Genomic DNA, 17,824 nt, shown 5'->3' with positions numbered 1-17,824 from the left:
ACTAAATTCCACTTTGCCACTGCCGAATGGACTCGAACGGATGCAGCAGCATGATCACGTTGAGTGTCAGATTGTCCCGGATGAGATAGCCGACACCGAATTCGAAGATGAGGGCGAGGGTTACGATCACCCATATAGGAAGCCTTCGCGCCATGACAAACCCCAGCACCATGGCCAGCGTGTCCGACACCGAATTGATGACGCTGTCGCCATAATAGTCGAGCGAGATCGTGCCGGCGCGATAGCGATCGATGATGAAAGGGCTGTTCTCGAGCAGCTCCCAGCCGCCCTCTATCACCACCGCAAAGGCCAGCCTGAGCCCGAGCGGCGAGCGCGGGAAAAGAAACCACGCCAGCGCATAGAACAGGAAGCCGTGAATGATGTGCGAGAAGCTGTACCAGTCGGAGATATGCTGGGAATTCTCGGAGCTCTGCACGATGCCGTGCCACAGCTTGACGTAGCCGCAGGTGCAAATCGGCGTCCGCCCCATGCCGTAGAGGACCCCTGCCTGGAATATGACCAGACCGAGAACCAACAGAAGCCCCATTCGCCAACTGTCTTCGTAGGCCGAGACGGTTTTGTCGCTGGATACGCTCATGCTGCTATTGCCCCTCTTCTGCGTCACCCTGTTCGGCATCACCCTCTGGGGCATCAATCGCCATCAGCACGGCATCGCCATATTCCGACTTCCTGCGATCGATAGCCCTGAAACCGGCTTTTTCATAGGCACGGATAGCCCGTGCATTGGCCGGGTCCGGGTCGATGATGACGCGCGGCGCACCTTCCTCGAAAAGCTGCTCGACGAACTGCCGGACGATCGCCGAGCCGTGGCCGGTCCCGACAAGCTCCGGCACGCCGATCGACAGATCGATGCCGAGCGTGCCGAACGGCTGGTCGCTATAGGGATGACCGTCCTCCAGATGCGGATCGTAGCTCTGCAAATAGCCGATGGGTTTGCCGTCGAGCTCGATAATCAGCGGCTCGACCGAAATGCTGTCGATATGCTCGCGGATCTCCGCGATCTCGGTCTCTGGGTCGTTCCACCATTCGGTGACATGCGGCTCGGCAAGCCAGCCGGCGATCATCGGCAGGTCCCTCTCGGTCACCGGCCGAAAACCGTAGCGGAGGCTCCGCTCAGGCGGCATCGAGGGTTTCGACGACGAAGCTGTTGTTGGTGTAGACGCAAATGTCGGACGCGATCTGCATCGCCTTGCGGGCGATCTCCTCGGCGTCCTTATCGGTATCCATCAGGGCGCGGGCCGCGGCCAGCGCGTAGTTGCCGCCGGAGCCGATGGCCATCACGCCAAATTCGGGCTCCAGCACGTCGCCGGTGCCGGTCAGCGCCAGCGACACCGACCTGTCGGCCACCAGCATCATTGCTTCCAGCCGGCGCAAATAGCGGTCGGTGCGCCAGTCCTTGGCGAGCTCGACGCAGGCGCGTGTCAGCTGGTCGGGATATTGTTCGAGCTTGGCTTCGAGCCGCTCCAGCAGCGTGAAGGCATCGGCGGTGGCGCCGGCGAAGCCGGCAATGACGTTGCCGCCCTTGCCGATGCGGCGCACCTTCTTGGCGTTGCCCTTCATGATGGTCTGGCCGAGGCTGACCTGGCCGTCGCCGGCGATCACCACTTTGCCGCCCTTGCGTACGGTTAGGATGGTCGTGGCATGCATGGTCAGTTCATTAGACATTTTCTGCTCCGGTCAGCACCGATCCCATCAAGGCGATTGGCGCGTTACGAGTGACTTGATCGGCCATATGTATGCATAGGCCAGACGATTGCAAACCGGCCATCCACCGGGCCGGATAGTGCTCCGCAGCGGTAACTGGCAATCGCCGGATCATGCTGCTAGAAGGCTTTCGTTTTCAGGCATGTGAACGCCTGAATCGTGCAAATCTGAGACAAGGATGAGGTCATGGTGCCCCGTTCCGCCGAGATAAGCCGCAAGACCAAGGAAACCGACATCTCCGTGTCGGTTCAGGTCGACGGCTCGGGCAAATCCGACATTTCGACGGGCGTCGGCTTCTTCGACCATATGCTGGACCAGTTATCGCGCCATTCGCTGATCGACATGACGGTGAAGGCCAAGGGCGACCTGCACATAGACGACCACCACACGGTCGAGGATACTGGTATCGCGCTTGGGCAGGCGCTGGCCAAGGCATTGGGCGAGCGGCGCGGCATCATGCGCTATGCTTCGATCGATCTCGCCATGGACGAGACGCTGACGCGGGCGGCGATCGACGTCTCCGGCCGGCCTTTTCTGGTCTGGAATGTTTCGTTCTCATCGCCGAAGATCGGTACGTTCGACACCGAGCTGGTGCGCGAATTCTTCCACGCGCTGGCGCAGAATGCCGGCATCACGCTGCATGTCACCAATCATTACGGCGCCAACAACCACCACATTGCCGAGACCTGCTTCAAGGCCGTGGCGCGTGCGCTGCGTTCGGCGCTCGAGCGCGACCCGCGCCAGCCGGACGCGGTTCCCTCCACCAAGGGATCCCTGAAAGGGTAGCGCCATGGCCATCTATGTCGCGATGGAACCGCCAGGCCGCAGCGAAAGGGTGGACACCACCTTTGTCCGTGACGGCTTTGCCTGGCTCGGCCTCCTATTGCCGCCGCTGTGGCTGGCCTGGCACCGGCTGTGGGTCGAGGCGGCATTGGCCTTTGTCGCCATGGGCCTGCTTTCGATGCTGGGCGAAAGCCTGGGCCTGGAAAGCGCAGGCTCGCTTTTGTCCCTCCTTGTCATGCTCTTTGTCGGACTGGAAGGGCAGGCCCTGCGGATCGCAGCACTGCGCCGCCGTGGCTGGCGTGAATGGGGTGTCGTCGAGGCCGACAGGCTCGACGATGCCGACATTCGCTACGCGTTGGAAACCGATGCGGATTCGAATGCACGGTCCCCCGCACAGCGCATCGTCCCGGACGCAGCACTTGCCCGGCCGACGCCGATGGGCATGGCACTGGGGCTGACCCATATTCCGGGAAAGCGCTGAGATGCGGGTCGCGATCATCGATTACGGGTCGGGCAATCTGCGCTCGGCCACCAAGGCCTTCGAGCGTGCCGCTCATGAAGCCGGCATTGCCGCCGCGATTGAACTCACAGCCGATGCCGAGCGGGTCAGGACCGCCGACCGCATCGTCCTGCCCGGCGTTGGCGCCTATGCCGATTGCGCCGCTGGACTGCGCGCTGTGGCCGGCATGTGGGAAGCGGTCGAGGAGGTCGCGATCGTCAAGGGACGGCCGTTCCTAGGCATCTGCGTCGGCATGCAGCTGATGTCGGAGCGAGGCTTGGAGAAAACGGTTACGAAAGGGTTTGGCTGGATCGCCGGCGACGTCAAGGAGATCACGCCGGCCGATCCGACACTGAAGATCCCGCAGATCGGCTGGAACACGATTGACCTGAAGCGCAAGCATCCGCTGTTTTCCGGCATTGCGACGGGCGGGAAGGGGCTGCACGCCTACTTCGTCCACTCCTACCATCTCGATGCACGGAAGGAGGACGAGGTGCTGGCGGTCGCCGACTACGGTGGCCCGGTGACGGCCGCTGTCGCCCGCGGCAATCTCGCCGGAACGCAATTCCACCCCGAGAAGAGCCAGGCGCTCGGCCTCGCTTTGATCACCAACTTCCTGCAATGGAGGCCCTAGGTCATGAGCAAGAAGGGCTATTGGATGGCGATGGTCGATGTCCGCGACCCCGAGGTCTACAAGCAGTACATCGAGGCCAATGCCGCGGCTTTTGCGAAATACGGCGCGAAGTTTCCCGTGCGCGCCGGACGGTATACCAGCCCGGAAGGGCCGACAGGCAATCGCCACGTGCTGGTGGAATTCGAATCCTACGAGACGGCGATCGCCTGCTACGGCTCGCCTGAATACCAGGAGGCCTTGAAGTACAGGCTCGCCGGCTCGACCGGCCACTTTGTCATCGTCGAAGGCGCCTGAAGGTGATCCTGTTTCCGGCGATAGACCTCAAGGACGGCAAATGCGTGCGCCTCAAGCATGGCGACATGGCGACCGCGACGGTCTACAATGACGATCCCGCCGCTCAGGCGCGCGCCTTCGAAGAGCAGGGCTTCGAATGGCTGCACGTCGTCGACCTCAACGGCGCCTTCAAGGGCCAGAGCGTCAACAGCGCGGCAGTCGGCGCCATCCTCAAGGCGACGAACAACCCGGTGCAACTCGGCGGCGGCATCCGCACTCTGGCGCAGATCGAGGACTGGCTCGACCGTGGGCTGGCCCGCGTCATTCTTGGCACTGTGGCGGTGCGCGATCCGGATCTGGTCAGGCAGGCTTGCAAGGCATTCCCGGGCAAGATCGCCGTCGGCATCGACGCCAAGGGCGGCAAGGTCGCGGTCGAAGGCTGGGCGGAGGCCTCGAGCCTCGGCGTCATCGAACTGGCGAGGAAATTCGAGGGCGCCGGCGTTGCTGCCATCATCTACACCGACATTGATCGAGACGGGGTGCTGACCGGCATCAACTGGGACGCCACCATCGATCTCGCCGAGGCGGTTTCGATCCCGGTCATCGCCTCGGGCGGGCTCGCCTCGATCGCCGACATTGTGCGCATGACCATGCCCGATGCGCGGAAGCTCGAAGGCGCGATCTCCGGCCGCGCGCTCTACGACGGCCGCATCGACCCGGCCGAGGCACTGGCGATCCTGCGTGGCAAACCGATGGCAGGGGCGTCATCATGAAAGTCTCGATTATCCTCGCCCCCTATGACAGCGGGCACCATCATGAAGGGTGCGGCCAGGGGCCGGACGCCATCATCGGCGGTGGGCTCGTCGAAGCTCTGACCGTGGCCGGCCATGACGTCGCCGTCGAAGATATCGGCAAGGTGGGAGACGAGCAGGGGCGCGAAATCGCAACCGGCTTCGCCGTCTGCAACGCCGTCGCGGCCAAGGTCGGCCTCGCCCGCGACGGAGGAGGCTTCCCCATTGTCCTTGCTGGAAATTGCCTGACCGCCGCCGGTGCGGTTGCCGGTGAAGACGCGGATTCGATTATCTGGATCGATCAGCATGGCGATCTCAACACGCCAGAGACGTCCGCCTACGGCTTTCTCGACGGCATGGCGCTGGCGGCGACACTCGGGCTCTGCTGGCGTCCGATGGCGGCAGCAATTCCGGGATTCCGGCCGATGGACCCGGCGCACTGCATGCTGGTCGATGCCCGCGACCTCGATCCCGACGAAAAGCGCCTGCTGGAAACTTTGCCGATCGTGCGCGCCGAATGTGCCGGTGCGCTCGATATGGTGGGAAAGCTCACAGCGGCAGGGGCTGTTCGGGGACATCTGCATCTGGACCTGGATGTCCTCGATCCGGATGTGCTGCAGGTGAACCGCTACACGCATCCGGGCGGTCCGAGTCCGGAACAGCTGCGGCAGCTTGCCTGCGGGCTGGCCAGATCCATCCCGATCGTGGGCGTGACGCTCTCGGCCTACGATCCGGCCTTTGATTCCCAGTCCGAGGTTCCGTCCGTCGTCGGCCAGCTGCTTGTCGACCTTCTTGCGGCGATCGAGAGGATCTGATGCTGAAAGCCCGCGTCATCCCCTGTCTCGACGTCAAGAACGGTCGCGTCGTCAAGGGCGTCAATTTCGTCGACCTGGTCGATGCCGGCGATCCCGTCGAAGCGGCAAAAGCCTATGACGCGGCCGGCGCCGACGAGCTCTGCTTTCTCGACATCACTGCCTCGTCGGAAAACCGCGAGACCATCTTCGATGTCATTACCCGAACGGCCGAACAATGTTTCATGCCGCTGACTGTCGGTGGTGGCGTCCGCCAGGTCGCCGACATCAGAAAGCTGCTTCTGGCCGGCGCCGACAAGGTGTCGATCAATACGGCGGCGGTGAAAACCCCAAATTTTGTCGCCGAGGCTGCCGACAAGTTTGGCAACCAGTGCATCGTCGTCGCCATCGACGCCAAGAAAGTGTCCGCTGCGGGCGAGGCTGATCGCTGGGAGATCTTCACCCATGGCGGCCGCGAGAAGACCGGCATCGATGCCGTCGAGTTCGCTCGGCGGATCGTCGATCTCGGCGCCGGCGAGATCCTGTTGACGTCGATGGACCGCGACGGCACCAAGGCCGGCTACGACATAGCGCTTACCCGCGCGGTCGCCGACGCCGTACGCGTGCCGGTCATCGCTTCCGGTGGCGTCGGCACGCTCGATCACATGGTCGAAGGCATTCGCGACGGCCATGCGGGCGCGGTGCTGGCAGCCTCGATCTTCCATTTCGGCACCTACAGCATCGCCGAAGCCAAGATGCATATGGCTCAGGCCGGACTGCCGATGCGGCTGGACTCGCCGGGTAATCGGTCCTAGAGCCTTTCCGGCTAAGAAGAGGCTGTAAACGCCGTTATGACCGAGTTCTCACTCTCCGATCTGGAGAAGATCATTGGCGAACGCGCACGTTCCGGCGATCCGGATTCGTGGACGGCCAAGCTCTTTCAGCGCGGCATGAGCAAGGCAGCGCAGAAACTCGGCGAAGAGGCGGTCGAAACGGTGATCGCAGCCGTCAGCGCCGACCGGGACGCGCTTGTTTCGGAAAGCGCCGATCTCATCTATCATTGGCTTGTCGTTCTCGGCATAGCGGACATTCCGCTGAGCGATGTGCTCAACGAGCTTGAACGCCGCACCGGTCGTTCGGGCATCGCCGAAAAGGCGTCTCGGCTGGACCGGGGCTGATCGCTGCGGAGGAACTCGATGGACCAGCTCGCTCCTACCGAGAAGTATTCACCCTATCGGTTCTTCTCGGCGGAGCAATGGTCGCGGTTCCGCGCCGATACGCCGATGACGCTCACCGAGGACGAGGTCCGTCGTCTGCGGTCGCTGAACGATCCGGTCGATCTCCACGAGGTCGAGCGCATCTACCTTTCGATGTCGCGGCTGTTGTCGGCCCATGTCGAAGCCAGTCAACTCCTGTTCAGGCAACGCCAGGTTTTTTTCAACGCGCTGGACGTGGCCAAGACACCGTTCATCATCGGCATTGCCGGTTCCGTGGCGGTTGGCAAATCGACCACGGCGCGCGTGCTAAAGGAGCTGCTGGCGCGCTGGCCGTCGAGTCCCAAGGTCGATCTGGTCACCACCGACGGTTTCCTGCTGCCGAACGAAGTCCTGCGCCGCAACAATCTGATGGAGCGCAAGGGCTTTCCCGACAGCTACGACGTCGGCGCGCTGCTGCGTTTCCTGTCCGGCATCAAATCGGCGCAGCGCAACGTCCGCGCGCCGGTCTATTCGCACCTGACCTATGACGTTATCCCGGGCGAGTTCCAGACCATCGACAGGCCGGACATCCTGATCTTCGAGGGCATCAATGTCCTGCAACCTGGCAAGCTGCCGAAGGACGGCAAGATCGTGCCTTTCCTGTCAGATTTCTTCGACTTCGCCATCTATATCGATGCCGAGGAGGCGCTTATCCATCACTGGTATATCGCCCGCTTCATGCGGCTGCGCGAAACCGCCTTCCGCGACCCAGCCTCCTTCTTCCACCGCTATTCGCAACTTTCCGAGGATGCGGCCCGCGCCATCGCCGAGGGCCTGTGGACCAACATCAACCTGAAGAACTTGCGCGAGAATATATTGCCGACCCGCGCCCGCGCCGATCTCATCCTGCGCAAGGGCGCCAATCATCTGGTCGAGGAAGTGGCGCTCCGAAAACTGTGAAATCCCGATTCATTCCTTAAAGTCATCTTAACCCCGTCTTCCTATTGTCAGGCCTGATCTGCGGGCTCGGCAAACAATGAATGCGCCATTCCTAAATATTGATCGGCCGGCAGCGGACCGCGTCGCACATCCGGGCAGCGGCGCCGCCACGATTGCCCTGATCGTGCCGGTCCACAATGAGGAAGGCGCGATTGCCCCGTTCCTGAAGGCGGTGTGCGAAAGCACCGCTCCGCTGAAGGACAATGGCGTTGCCCTCGAGTTCATCTTCGTCAACGACGGCAGCAGCGATACGACGCTCGAAAAGCTGATCGAAGCCCAACAAGCAGACCCTCGCATCCACATAATCGACCTTTCACGCAATTTCGGCAAGGAAGCCGCGATGACCGCGGGCCTCGACAGCTGCGATGCCGATGCCGCGATCCCGATGGACGTCGATATGCAGGATCCGCCGCATGTCATCCCCTTGCTTGTGGAAAAGTGGCGCGAGGGGTTCGAGGTTGTTCTTGCCAAGCGAGCCAACCGGTCGAGCGACAGCTTTCTCAAGCAGCGCTCCGCCTCGATGTTCTACCGCGTTCACAACTGGATCGCGCAGCAGAAGATCCCGCACGATGTCGGCGACTTCCGTTTGATCGACCGTCAGGTCATCCAGGCGCTGCGGTCTTTGCCCGAACGCCGTCGTTTCATGAAGGGCCTGTTCGCCTGGGTCGGGTTCCGCACCGCAAGCGTCGAATATGTCCGCGATCAGCGGATCGCCGGCCAGTCGAAATTCTCCGGCTGGAAGCTGTGGAACTTCGCGCTCGAAGGCATCACCAGCTTCTCCACCGCTCCGCTTGAAATCTGGACCTATGTCGGCGCGACGATTTCCGCGCTGTCGTTCCTCTACGGCCTGCTGATCGTCGCCAAGACAATGATCTTTGGCGTTGATGTGCCCGGCTACGCCTCGCTGCTGGTCAGCGTTCTTTTTCTTGGCGGCATCCAGTTGCTCGGCATCGGCATCATCGGACAATACCTCGGCAGGGTCTACGCCGAGATCAAGCAGCGTCCGATCTACATTGTGCGCCGCAAATATGAGGGAATGAGCTAATGGAGCTCGACGCCTACCGACAGATGGCCGCCACCGAAGACGAGCATTGGTGGTTCTGCGGGCGTCGCGCCATCGCAGAGGCGGTCATTCGCAGCATCGACCTGCCCGAAAAGGCGCGCATCGTCGAGATCGGCGCCGGCACCGGCGGCAACATCCGGATGCTGGAGCAGTTCGGCACCGTGACGGCAGTCGAGATGAGCGATCTCGCACGCAGGATTGCCTGGGAAAAGACCGGCCGCGACTTCCTTGCCGGACATCTGCCGGACAACATTCCTGTCACGCCGCAAAGCTGCGACCTGGTTTGCCTGTTCGACGTGCTGGAACATGTCGCCGAAGACGAGGCATCGCTTGCCGCGATCCGCCAGATGCTGAAACCAGCCGGCAGCGTCATCCTTACGGTGCCCGCACACCAATGGTTGTGGAGCACGCATGATGTGGGGCTGCATCATATGCGGCGCTATTCACGCAATCTGCTGCGTGAACGAATTGAAAGGGCTGGTTTCAGGATCGACCGGCTGAGCTACACAAATGCCGCACTCTTTCCTGTAGCGGCACTGGCACGGCTGGTGGATAGGTTGCGCAAGCCCGCCTTGCCAGCCGGCCATGCAACGCCGTCGAAACCACTGAATGCGGCGATGAAGGCAGTGTTTTCGGCGGAAGGCCGCATCATACCAAATGCAAGCCTGCCCTTCGGTGTTTCGCTGCTGGCGGTATTCCGCAAGGACGACGCCGTCGAAACCGGTCGCCTCGACGAGAAATTGGCAGCTTGACCGCGCAATGGGCACCGGTTCGTATCGTCGACTATCGCGCTTTGCGCTAATTGGCATTGCGTCGACGCTGATCTATGCCGTTTGTGCTCTCCTGCTGTCGCGTGGGCAGGCGACGGCGGCCCTGCCGGCGGCGCTCACATCGTTTGCGGCCTACGCCGTTGCCGCGCTGTTTTCTTACACCGGGCATAAATATTTCACCTTCACCTCGGGCGGCAGCCACGCGATGGAACTGCCCCGCTTTCTCCTGCTCACCGCTTCCGGCCTCGCTGTCGCAATCGCCCTGCCGGGGCTTTTGACCCAGATGCTCGGCGTCCCTGCCGCAGTCCCGATCCTGCTTACCTGCATTGCCGTGCCGGTCATCAACTATGTCGTCCTCGGACGCTGGGTGTTTCGTGGTCTCTAGCGCGCGATCCCTCAGTGAACTGCTGCCCGGTGCCAACCGTTTCTCGCCGTTTGCGGGCGTGGCGGGCGCCCCGTTGCTGCTGGCCTGCCTGGTCGTCATATACGCCGTCTGGCTGACAACAATTGCGATACCGACCAATGTCGACGTGTCATGGCTTCTGGTCGTCTGTGATCGGCTGCTTGGCGGAGAGCGGCTCAACACCGACATCATGGAGACCAACCCACCTTTCTCGATCTGGCTCTACATGCCGTTCATGCTCCTGGAAAAGCTCACCGGCATACGTGCGGAATTCTGGCTGACGCTTGGTGTCGTTTGCCTGAGCCTGGCCAGTCTTTTCGTTTCTGTCCGCATTCTCGCGCGCGATGAACCGGTTTACCGGCAGCCCCATGCGTTCCGGGCAGCAGCGGCGGCCCTGGGCTGGGTTCTCTGTTTCATGCCGGATCAATTCGGCCAACGCGAGCACTTCGCGTTGATTGCCATTCTGCCTTGGGTGGCGTTGCAATGCACACGTCAGCGGAACCCGGATTTCAGCGCCGGCTCGCGCCTGGAGCACATGGTCGCGGGCTTCGGCGCGGCGATCGTGGTCATGGTCAAGCCGCCCTATTTTGCGCTGGCCTTCATGTTGCCGTCACTCTGTCTTGCGGTTGAAAGGCGGTCGCTGAAACCGCTCTTCGTCGTGGAGAACCTGCTTGGCGCTACGATCGTGGCCGCCTATGTCGCGTCCATCGCGCTCTTCGACCGTGCTTATTTAAGCGAAGTCCTGCCCTTGGTCAGCGAGGTCTATCTTCCGTTGAGGGCCTCTACCGCCGATATGCTGGCGAACTGGCCGAAAGTGGTGCTGCTTCTGGCCGCCGCTACCGTGCTTGCGGCCGGCGGCCTGAGGCAGACGAACTGGGACGTCAGGATTCCGCTTCTGACCGCACTGGGGTTCATTCCGGCCTTCATCGTCATGGGCAAGGGTTGGCCCAATCACGCCCTGGCGATGGTCGTTGTTGCAACACTTGCATTTGGCATCCAGCTTCTGCGGTTCGGCACATTCCGCAGTGCAGGCTTCATTCGCAAGGCCGCCCTGATCTTCGGCTGCGTGCTGGTGCTGCAACTAGCGGTCAGGGCACAGTACGCGGCGCTGACGACGGACAACGGCCCGATCGGGCGCTCTGTCGCCGCGATCCGCGCAACGGTCGAAACCCCGACCATCATGTCGATCGCCGACCGGATGCAGGTTGCCCATCCCCTCGCCAGGCTGGTCGACGGCAGGTTCATATCACGCCATCCGAGCGCCTGGGCGGTCTCCAACGCTGACACGCTCGCCCGCGCCACCGGCGATCTCGAACGGAGACGGGAACTTGAAAGCATCCGCGATCGGGTGATCGGCGAATACGCCGCCGAGATATCAGCGAAGAAGCCCGATGTCGTGCTGTCAGGCTCGCCCGCGCGGACAGCCCTGATGCTGCAGGACAAGCGGATCGGAGCCGCCTTGGCCGACTATCGTCTGCTGCACCACGAGCCGGAAATCACTGTCTATCTGCGTTACACGGCGCCTGCGCCGCTCCAAACCAATTGAGCAGAGGCTCCCGGAAGACCATGGCACGGCTGGATCCAATCGCTCCGCTGGACGACGTATGGCTCGAGCTCGAGAGCCTCGGTGCAACATCATGAGCGTCTCGAACGACATTGACGGCTTGAGCCGGTGGCGCGGCCGGAATATCGCGGCGGCGCTGCTTCCTAGCCGCAATGTCCTGGCCATTGCCGCAGTCACCGTGTTCTCCATCGTCTGGCAGCGGCGTTGGGGGACTGTTCCCGATACTAGCTGGCTGATCACGGTATGCGAGCGGATGCTCTCCGGTGAGCGGCTTTACTCGCAGATCCACGAGACCAACCCTCCATTCAGCGTATGGCTCTATCTGCCGCCAGTGGCTGTGGCCAGATTGCTGGGCGCCGCCCCGGAAATCCTGGTTGAGGCCTGGACATACCTTGCCGTGCTTATCGGACTTTCGCTCTCGGGCGTGATCGTCAAGCGCGGGGGTTTCACCGAAACTGCATCACTGTTTGCACTGGGGCCAGCGTTTTGCGCAATGCTGGTGATCTTCCCCGGCAACGCCTTCAGCGAGCGAGAGCATATCGGCATGGCGCTTTTCATGCCGCTGCTTGCGCTTCACGCCTGGCGTGCGCGCAGAGATGCAGCCGCCCAACCAGGCCCGGGGATCGCCGTACTCGCCGGCCTGTCGGGCTGCATTTTGCTGCTGGTCAAGCCCTACTATGCGATCATGGTGTTGGCGCCAGCGCTGGTCGTTGCAGTGCGCCGGCGCAGCCTGAAATCGATCTTCGCCCTGGAACACTGGGTCATTGGCGGCATCTGCATTGTCTATCTCGGCGCGGTCACGCTGATCCATCCGGAATTCCTGCGCGACATCTATCCCCTCTTGGCGGATGTTTATGGAAAGCTCGGCATCTTTTGGCCCATCGTGATCGGCCACGGTTTCGCGTGGTGTTTCCTCGTCTTCCTGATTTGGTGGCTGTGGCCGGCCGGGCGGTTTCCAGAGCTGGCGGCGGTAGCGCTGGCTGCATCGATCGCCGGCATGTTTCCCCTGTTCTACCAAGCGAAAGGCTGGTCTTATCATGCCTATCCCGCGATCTTTTGCGCCGTGGCAGCCATTTTGTGCCTGCTGGCAGTGCCCAGGATCGTGCGGCAGCCGTCGAAGCTGTTGGCGTTCGTGACGGCGCCTTCGCGAGCTTGGGCACTGGCGGGGGTGGCAATCGCTTTCTTGCCATACTGGAGCACCCAGAAACCGGGGCCGGCGCTGGTTGCCGCCATTCGCGCCGCGACCGATCGGCCTACTATTGCGTTGATCAGTTCGGATATGTCCTCGGGACATCCGTTGACCCGCATGATCGATGGGCAGTTCGTTTCGACCCATGTCAGCGATTGGCTCGGAGTGTTCGCGCTTTCCCTGTCCCGGCAGGCAGCCCTTTCCGGTGATACCGCTGAAGCCACGCGTTACCAGGCCATCATGGCGCGTTACGTCGAAAGCAAACGCAAAGAATTCGCGCGTCTGCGCCCGGATATCATTGTCTTCAAGAAAAACAACGCGATGTGGACAAGCCAACTGACAGAGCGTTTTGGCTTTGACGCCATCCTGGCGCACTACCGCATTCTCGTCGAGGACGAGACCGAGCGCATCTATCTGCGCGACGATTATGTCCGGTCGGGCGACCGGCCACCCGAATTGAGCAAGGCCTCGGAAAAACCATGACGCGGCTGGTGGTCGTGGCCGGTCGGCCATTTCCCAGAGCTGGCTGCCGTAGCGCTGGCAGCATCTATTGCCGGCTTGTTCCCGCTGTTCTACCAGGACAAAGGCTGGACGTATCATGCCTACCCATCGATTTTTTACGCTGTAGCGGCTAGTCTTTGCTTGCTGGCCTTGCCGAGAAGCGAGCGGCAATCGGCAGGGCTGCTCTCCCGCCTGGCGGCTCCCCCGCGAGCCTTGGTGTCGCTGGCGATTGTGGCTGCCTTCTTACCGAACTGGGGCACTCAGAAGCCAGGCGCGGTGTTGGTCGCCGTGATACGCGCCGCGACCGATCGACCAAACGTCGCCTTGATCAGTCCAGATATAGACACTGGACATCCACTAAGCCGCATGATCGGCGGCCAGTTCGTTTCGGCCGATCCCAATGACTGGCTTGGAGCGTTTGCAATGGCCCTGTCCCGGCAAGCCACGCTTTCGCGTGACGTCGCCCAAGCCACGCATTACGAGATGATCATGGAGCGTTACGCTGAAAGCAAACGCCAAGAATTTGAGCGTCTGCGCCCTGATATTATTATCTCTACGAAAGTTATCAGGAAAGATGATGGCCCTTGGACAAGCCAACTGATGGAGCGTTTTGGCTTTGACGCGATCCTGGCGCACTATCGCATTCTCGTCGAGGACGAGACCGAGCGCATCTATCTGCGCGACGATTATGTCCGGCCGGGCGACCGGCCACCCGAACAGCCTATTTCGGCATCGTCACCCGACGCAGCGTCAGATTGATGCGGCCGCCGTTCTTGAGCAATGCCGAGGTCGAGGGGTAGATGCGGTCAACGCCGTGAAAGCAGAGGCGGCCTTCGCCGCCGAGCACGACGACGTCGCCGCTCTTCAATCTGAACGATTTGGTGGCGCCGTCGCGCATGGTCTGGCCGACCCGGAACAGGCAATCGTCGCCGAGTGAGGCCGAGACGACAGGCGCGGAGAAATCGCTCTCGTCGCGATCCTGGTGAAGACCCATCTTGGCATCCTGGGAATAGAAATTGACCAGGCAGGCCTCCGGCGGGTGCGCATAGGCAGATACGTCCCGCCACAGTTCGAGCAGCATCTCCGGGATCGGCGGCCATGGCCTTCCGGTCACCGGGTGAGTCGGCTGGTAGCGATAGCCGTGCTCCTTGTCGGTGACCCAGCCCAGCGGGCCGCAATTGGTCATGCGCACGCTCATCTCCTTGCCGGTACGCGGCATCGCCGGCACGAACAGGGGGGCTTCCTGCACGACCTCCCTGATATCTTCCACCAGCACTTCCTGCATGGCGCGCGACAGGTAACCAGGCATATGGCGGACGCCTTTGGGCAGCACGAGCATCGGGTCGCTTGATCCGTTGGTCTGGAAAATCAGAATGCCACCGTCAAACGAAAACGGCGACCCGAAAGCCGCCTCCGGCAGTGGCTGCACATTTCACACCGGCGATCTGGGATCCGAAGCCGATTCGGCTGTCAGTCATCCTCGACCCGGCCACGCATTTTCTTGATCGAGCCGCGCCCGGCTTTGCTCTTCAGCCGTCTTTCGACCGCGCCCTTGGACGGCCTTGTCTTCTTGCGCGGCGGTGGCGGCGGTTCGGCGGCCTTGGCGACCAGTGCCGTCAGCCGCGCCCGGGCGTCCGCCCGGTTCTGCTCCTGCGTGCGGAAGCGTCCGGCTTCGATGACGATGACGCCGTCCTTGGTGGCGCGCTGGCCGGCAAGCTTGATGGTCCGTTCGCGCACACGCTCCGACAGGCCCGGTGCATTGGCAGCATCGAAGCGCAATTGCACCGCCGTCGCCACCTTGTTGACGTTCTGGCCGCCCGGGCCGGACGAACGGATGAAGTCCTCGTGCAGGTCACCCGGATTAATCACCGCATCGTCGGTGATGATGATTTTTTCGTCGGCGTTCATGCCGCAGTCATGGCGCGGCAGGCGAAAAAAGAAAAGGCCCGATCGAAGCCGGGCCTTGAAGCGCGACGGCTATTCAGCCGCTACCTGCATGCGTGGTGCAGCGCCGAGCACGGTTGCGTCGACATGGGCCTCGAACTTTTCGAAATTGTCGACGAACATGCCAACCAGCCTTGCCGCCTGCCGGTCATAGGCGGGCTTGTCGATCCAGGTCGATCTCGGGTCGAGAATGGCGCGGTCGACGCCGGTAACCGTCACCGGCACGTCGAAACCGAAATTGGCGTCGGTCCGGAAGTCGGCCGCTTTCAGCGAGCCGTCGAGTGCTGCCGCAAGCAGCGCCCGCGTTGCCTTGATCGGCATCCGCTTGCCGGTGCCGTAAGCGCCGCCGGTCCAGCCGGTGTTGACCAGCCAGCAATCGACGCCGTGGCGGGCGATGAGCTCGCGCAGCAGATTGCCGTATTCCGACGGATGCCGCGGCATGAACGGTGCGCCGAAGCATGTCGAAAATGTCGCTTCGGGTTCAGTAACGCCTTTCTCGGTCCCCGCCACCTTGGCGGTATAGCCGGAGAGGAAATGGTACATCGCCTGCGCCGGGGTCAGCCGCGCGATCGGCGGCATCACGCCGAACGCGTCGGCGGTCAGCATGATGATATTCTTCGGGTGGTTGGCGCGCCCCGTCTTGCTGGCGTTCGGAATGAAGTGGAGCGGGTAGGCGCAGCGTGTGTTTTCGGTCAGCCCGCCATCGTCGAAATCCGGCACGCGACCGGCGTCGAGCGCGACATTCTCCAGCACCGTGCCGAAGCGCTGGGTGGTGGCGAAGATCTCCGGCTCGGCTTCGGCCGAAAGCTTGATCGTCTTGGCATAGCAGCCGCCTTCGAAATTGAAGATGCCGTGCGGTCCCCAGCCATGCTCGTCATCGCCGACCAGCGTGCGCGACGGGTCGGCCGACAACGTCGTCTTGCCGGTCCCGGAAAGGCCGAAGAAGACGGCCGCGTCGCCGGCGAGTCCTTCATTGGCAGAGCAATGCATCGGCATCACGCCTTTTGCCGGCAGCAGATAGTTGAGCACGGTGAATACCGACTTCTTCATCTCGCCGGCATAGGAGGTACCGCCGATCAACACGATCATGCGCGAAAGATCGACGGCGATCACCGTTTCGCCGCGCGTGCCGTGGCGGGCGGGATCGGCGCGGAACGACGGCAGGTCGATGATCGTCAAATCGGGCACGAAATGCTCGAGTTCGGCGGCTGCCGGCCGGATGAGCAGATTGCGGATGAACAAGGAGTGCCAGGCAAGCTCCGTGATCACCCGGGTCGGCAGCTTCAGCTCCTCGTCGGCGCCGCCGACCAGGTCCTGCACATAAAGGTCCTTTCCAGCCGCATGGGCGCGAAAATCGGCAAGCAGCGTATCGAACTGCCCCGGCGAAATCGCTTTGTTGTTGTCCCACCATACATGCGGCGCGGTGCTTTCGTCGCGCACCACGAATTTGTCCCTGGGCGAGCGGCCGGTGTGCTGCCCGGTTTCGGCGGCAAGCGCGCCATGCGCGGTGAGTCGGGCCTCGCCACGGCGGATTGCCTCCTCGTAGAGCGCGGCCGCGCCGAAATTATAGCGCACCACGCCCGTGGTTCTCAGGCCGATCCGATCGATTGTACATGCAGGATTGCGTTTGCCGGCTTCCGACATGGGTGTCCCTTCTTCGATTTACCGCGTCTTTACCGGCGAATTCCGGAACCCCCATTGCAGGAGCTAAAAACGTCAAAACCAGAAAAGGCGAATGATATCAAATCATTAATCGATTTAAATATTTTGAAAGTTGTTTAAATCGTTTATATGTGCAAAAACACTGATGGTTGCCCAAAGGATTGGCGATGTTCATTCGTCCAATCCATATCGAGGTACAATTGTGGCCGCCGGCATGCCGCGCGTGACAGCGGATAGAGCCTATGCCACATTTTGTACCTAATTTGTCCTGCAAAAGCCCCTTCTCGACGAAAGAAGGGACAGCTCATGAGGGAGCCGCTTGAAATGGCAACAATCGCGCTTGTCGACGACGATCGCAACATTCTGACTTCGGTTTCGATCGCCCTCGAATCCGAGGGTTATCGGGTTGAAACCTACACGGATGGGGCGTCGGCGCTGGAGGGACTGGCGGCGCGCCCGCCGAACCTCGCCATCCTCGACATCAAGATGCCGCGCATGGACGGCATGGAGCTGCTGCGCCGGATGCGCCAGAAATCCGACCTGCCGGTGATCTTCCTGACCTCCAAGGACGACGAGATCGATGAACTGTTCGGCCTCAAGATGGGCGCCGACGACTTCATCCGCAAACCCTTCTCGCAGCGTCTTCTGGTCGAGCGCGTCCGCGCCGTGCTGCGCCGCGCCAGTACCCGCGAGGCGGCCGCCAAGGCGCCCAACCAGCAGGCTCGGTCGCTTGAGCGCGGCCAGCTTGTCATGGACCAGGAGCGCCACACCTGCACCTGGAAGGGCGAGCCGGTGACGCTTACCGTCACCGAGTTCCTCATCCTGCATTCGCTGGCCCAGCGTCCAGGCGTCGTAAAAAGCCGTGATGCGCTGATGGATTCGGCTTATGATGAGCAGGTCTATGTCGATGACCGCACCATCGACAGTCACATCAAGCGGCTGCGCAAAAAGTTCAAGGCCGTCGATGATGACTTCGAAATGATCGAAACCCTTTACGGAGTCGGATATCGGTTCCGCGAAGCTTGAGTCGAGCGGGA

Annotated in this window: 22 protein-coding genes; 16 read left to right on the top strand and 6 right to left on the bottom strand. The window is 61.9% G+C overall.

Annotation, left to right across the window (positions count from 1 at the left end; genetic code table 11):
* Position 1: 1 nt before the first annotated feature.
* From NKJ09_RS09765 to hslV, 3 genes are read right to left on the bottom strand one after another with little or no spacing between them, the layout of a single operon-like run.
* Positions 2-598, bottom strand: a complete 597-nt coding sequence (locus NKJ09_RS09765) for a DUF2585 domain-containing protein (RefSeq protein WP_352495254.1) — start codon at positions 596-598, stop codon at positions 2-4.
* 4 nt (positions 599-602) lie between these two features.
* Entirely contained in the window at positions 603-1,145 is a 543-nt protein-coding gene (locus tag NKJ09_RS09760) for a GNAT family N-acetyltransferase (protein WP_352495253.1), read from the bottom strand.
* Positions 1,135-1,686: an ATP-dependent protease subunit HslV gene (gene hslV, locus NKJ09_RS09755; protein ID WP_023718260.1), complete on the bottom strand. Its 552-nt coding sequence runs from the start codon at positions 1,684-1,686 to the stop codon at positions 1,135-1,137. Before hslV ends, NKJ09_RS09760 begins: the two co-directional genes overlap by 11 nt.
* 225 nt (positions 1,687-1,911) lie before the next feature.
* Here hslV and hisB point away from each other — a divergent pair, with 225 nt between their 5' ends.
* The 15 genes from hisB (at position 1,912) to NKJ09_RS09680 (ending at position 13,940) form a co-directional block, all read left to right on the top strand.
* The gene (hisB, locus tag NKJ09_RS09750) at positions 1,912-2,511 is read left to right on the top strand and encodes an imidazoleglycerol-phosphate dehydratase HisB (RefSeq protein ID WP_023718261.1); all 600 of its coding nucleotides are present in this window, start codon (positions 1,912-1,914) and stop codon (positions 2,509-2,511) included.
* Between the two features lie 4 nt (positions 2,512-2,515).
* Positions 2,516-2,989, top strand: a complete 474-nt coding sequence (locus tag NKJ09_RS09745; protein WP_352495252.1) for a DUF2628 domain-containing protein — start codon at positions 2,516-2,518, stop codon at positions 2,987-2,989.
* 1 nt (position 2,990) lies between these two features.
* Positions 2,991-3,641 carry an imidazole glycerol phosphate synthase subunit HisH gene (gene hisH / locus NKJ09_RS09740; RefSeq protein ID WP_352484488.1) on the top strand — a complete coding sequence of 217 codons (651 nt, stop codon included), beginning with the start codon at positions 2,991-2,993 and terminating at the stop codon, positions 3,639-3,641.
* Between the two features lie 3 nt (positions 3,642-3,644).
* Positions 3,645-3,935, top strand: coding sequence for a DUF1330 domain-containing protein (locus tag NKJ09_RS09735; protein ID WP_352484487.1), 291 nt, complete (start codon positions 3,645-3,647; stop codon positions 3,933-3,935).
* A 2-nt stretch (positions 3,936-3,937) separates the two neighbouring features.
* Entirely contained in the window at positions 3,938-4,687 is a 750-nt protein-coding gene (gene hisA / locus NKJ09_RS09730; RefSeq protein WP_023718265.1) for a 1-(5-phosphoribosyl)-5-[(5-phosphoribosylamino)methylideneamino]imidazole-4-carboxamide isomerase, read from the top strand.
* Positions 4,684-5,520 carry an arginase family protein gene (locus tag NKJ09_RS09725; RefSeq protein WP_352495251.1) on the top strand — a complete coding sequence of 279 codons (837 nt, stop codon included), beginning with the start codon at positions 4,684-4,686 and terminating at the stop codon, positions 5,518-5,520. The genes hisA and NKJ09_RS09725 overlap by 4 nt, the downstream gene beginning before the upstream one ends.
* Positions 5,517-6,311 carry an imidazole glycerol phosphate synthase subunit HisF gene (gene hisF, locus NKJ09_RS09720; RefSeq protein WP_023718267.1) on the top strand — a complete coding sequence of 265 codons (795 nt, stop codon included), beginning with the start codon at positions 5,517-5,519 and terminating at the stop codon, positions 6,309-6,311. The genes NKJ09_RS09725 and hisF overlap by 4 nt, the downstream gene beginning before the upstream one ends.
* Before the next feature lie 36 nt (positions 6,312-6,347).
* On the top strand, positions 6,348-6,674 hold the full coding sequence (locus tag NKJ09_RS09715; protein WP_254815934.1) for a phosphoribosyl-ATP diphosphatase: 327 nt from the start codon (positions 6,348-6,350) through the stop codon (positions 6,672-6,674).
* Positions 6,675-6,692: 18 nt separating this feature from the next.
* Positions 6,693-7,652 (top strand): type I pantothenate kinase, encoded by a 960-nt coding sequence (gene coaA, locus NKJ09_RS09710; protein WP_023718269.1) that lies wholly within the window; start codon positions 6,693-6,695, stop codon positions 7,650-7,652.
* A gap of 76 nt (positions 7,653-7,728) precedes the next feature.
* A complete protein-coding gene (locus NKJ09_RS09705) occupies positions 7,729-8,736 on the top strand; it encodes a glycosyltransferase family 2 protein (RefSeq protein WP_031193759.1) in 1,008 nt (335 codons plus the stop codon).
* The gene (locus NKJ09_RS09700; protein ID WP_023718271.1) at positions 8,736-9,506 is read left to right on the top strand and encodes a class I SAM-dependent methyltransferase; all 771 of its coding nucleotides are present in this window, start codon (positions 8,736-8,738) and stop codon (positions 9,504-9,506) included. The genes NKJ09_RS09705 and NKJ09_RS09700 overlap by 1 nt, the downstream gene beginning before the upstream one ends.
* Before the next feature lie 7 nt (positions 9,507-9,513).
* On the top strand, positions 9,514-9,909 hold the full coding sequence (locus tag NKJ09_RS09695; protein WP_023718272.1) for a GtrA family protein: 396 nt from the start codon (positions 9,514-9,516) through the stop codon (positions 9,907-9,909).
* Positions 9,899-11,473 carry a hypothetical protein gene (locus NKJ09_RS09690; RefSeq protein ID WP_352484486.1) on the top strand — a complete coding sequence of 525 codons (1,575 nt, stop codon included), beginning with the start codon at positions 9,899-9,901 and terminating at the stop codon, positions 11,471-11,473. The genes NKJ09_RS09695 and NKJ09_RS09690 overlap by 11 nt, the downstream gene beginning before the upstream one ends.
* 91 nt (positions 11,474-11,564) lie before the next feature.
* Positions 11,565-13,163: a hypothetical protein gene (locus tag NKJ09_RS09685; RefSeq protein WP_352484485.1), complete on the top strand. Its 1,599-nt coding sequence runs from the start codon at positions 11,565-11,567 to the stop codon at positions 13,161-13,163.
* A gap of 75 nt (positions 13,164-13,238) precedes the next feature.
* Positions 13,239-13,940 carry a hypothetical protein gene (locus NKJ09_RS09680; protein WP_352484484.1) on the top strand — a complete coding sequence of 234 codons (702 nt, stop codon included), beginning with the start codon at positions 13,239-13,241 and terminating at the stop codon, positions 13,938-13,940.
* Here the strand turns inward: NKJ09_RS09680 and NKJ09_RS09675 are convergent.
* The 3 genes from NKJ09_RS09675 to NKJ09_RS09665 all read right to left on the bottom strand — a co-directional run bounded on the left by NKJ09_RS09675 (position 13,903) and on the right by NKJ09_RS09665 (position 16,769).
* The gene (locus NKJ09_RS09675) at positions 13,903-14,520 is read right to left on the bottom strand and encodes an alpha-ketoglutarate-dependent dioxygenase AlkB (RefSeq protein WP_352484500.1); all 618 of its coding nucleotides are present in this window, start codon (positions 14,518-14,520) and stop codon (positions 13,903-13,905) included. The two genes, NKJ09_RS09680 and NKJ09_RS09675, sit on opposite strands and share 38 nt — an antisense overlap.
* A 131-nt stretch (positions 14,521-14,651) precedes the next feature.
* The gene (arfB, locus tag NKJ09_RS09670; protein WP_023718277.1) at positions 14,652-15,089 is read right to left on the bottom strand and encodes an alternative ribosome rescue aminoacyl-tRNA hydrolase ArfB; all 438 of its coding nucleotides are present in this window, start codon (positions 15,087-15,089) and stop codon (positions 14,652-14,654) included.
* A 69-nt stretch (positions 15,090-15,158) separates the two neighbouring features.
* The gene (locus NKJ09_RS09665) at positions 15,159-16,769 is read right to left on the bottom strand and encodes a phosphoenolpyruvate carboxykinase (protein WP_352484483.1); all 1,611 of its coding nucleotides are present in this window, start codon (positions 16,767-16,769) and stop codon (positions 15,159-15,161) included.
* Positions 16,770-17,111: 342 nt separating this feature from the next.
* Between NKJ09_RS09665 and NKJ09_RS09660 the strand changes: the two genes are divergently transcribed.
* Positions 17,112-17,813 (top strand): response regulator transcription factor, encoded by a 702-nt coding sequence (locus NKJ09_RS09660; RefSeq protein WP_023677547.1) that lies wholly within the window; start codon positions 17,112-17,114, stop codon positions 17,811-17,813.
* Positions 17,814-17,824 lie beyond the last annotated feature (11 nt).

Origin of the sequence: Mesorhizobium sp. M0189 (genome assembly GCF_040322135.1) — a bacterium.
GTDB lineage: Bacteria > Pseudomonadota > Alphaproteobacteria > Rhizobiales > Rhizobiaceae > Mesorhizobium.
Note: the sequence above shows the minus strand (reverse complement) of the source record. Positions and strands in the feature narration are given on the sequence as shown.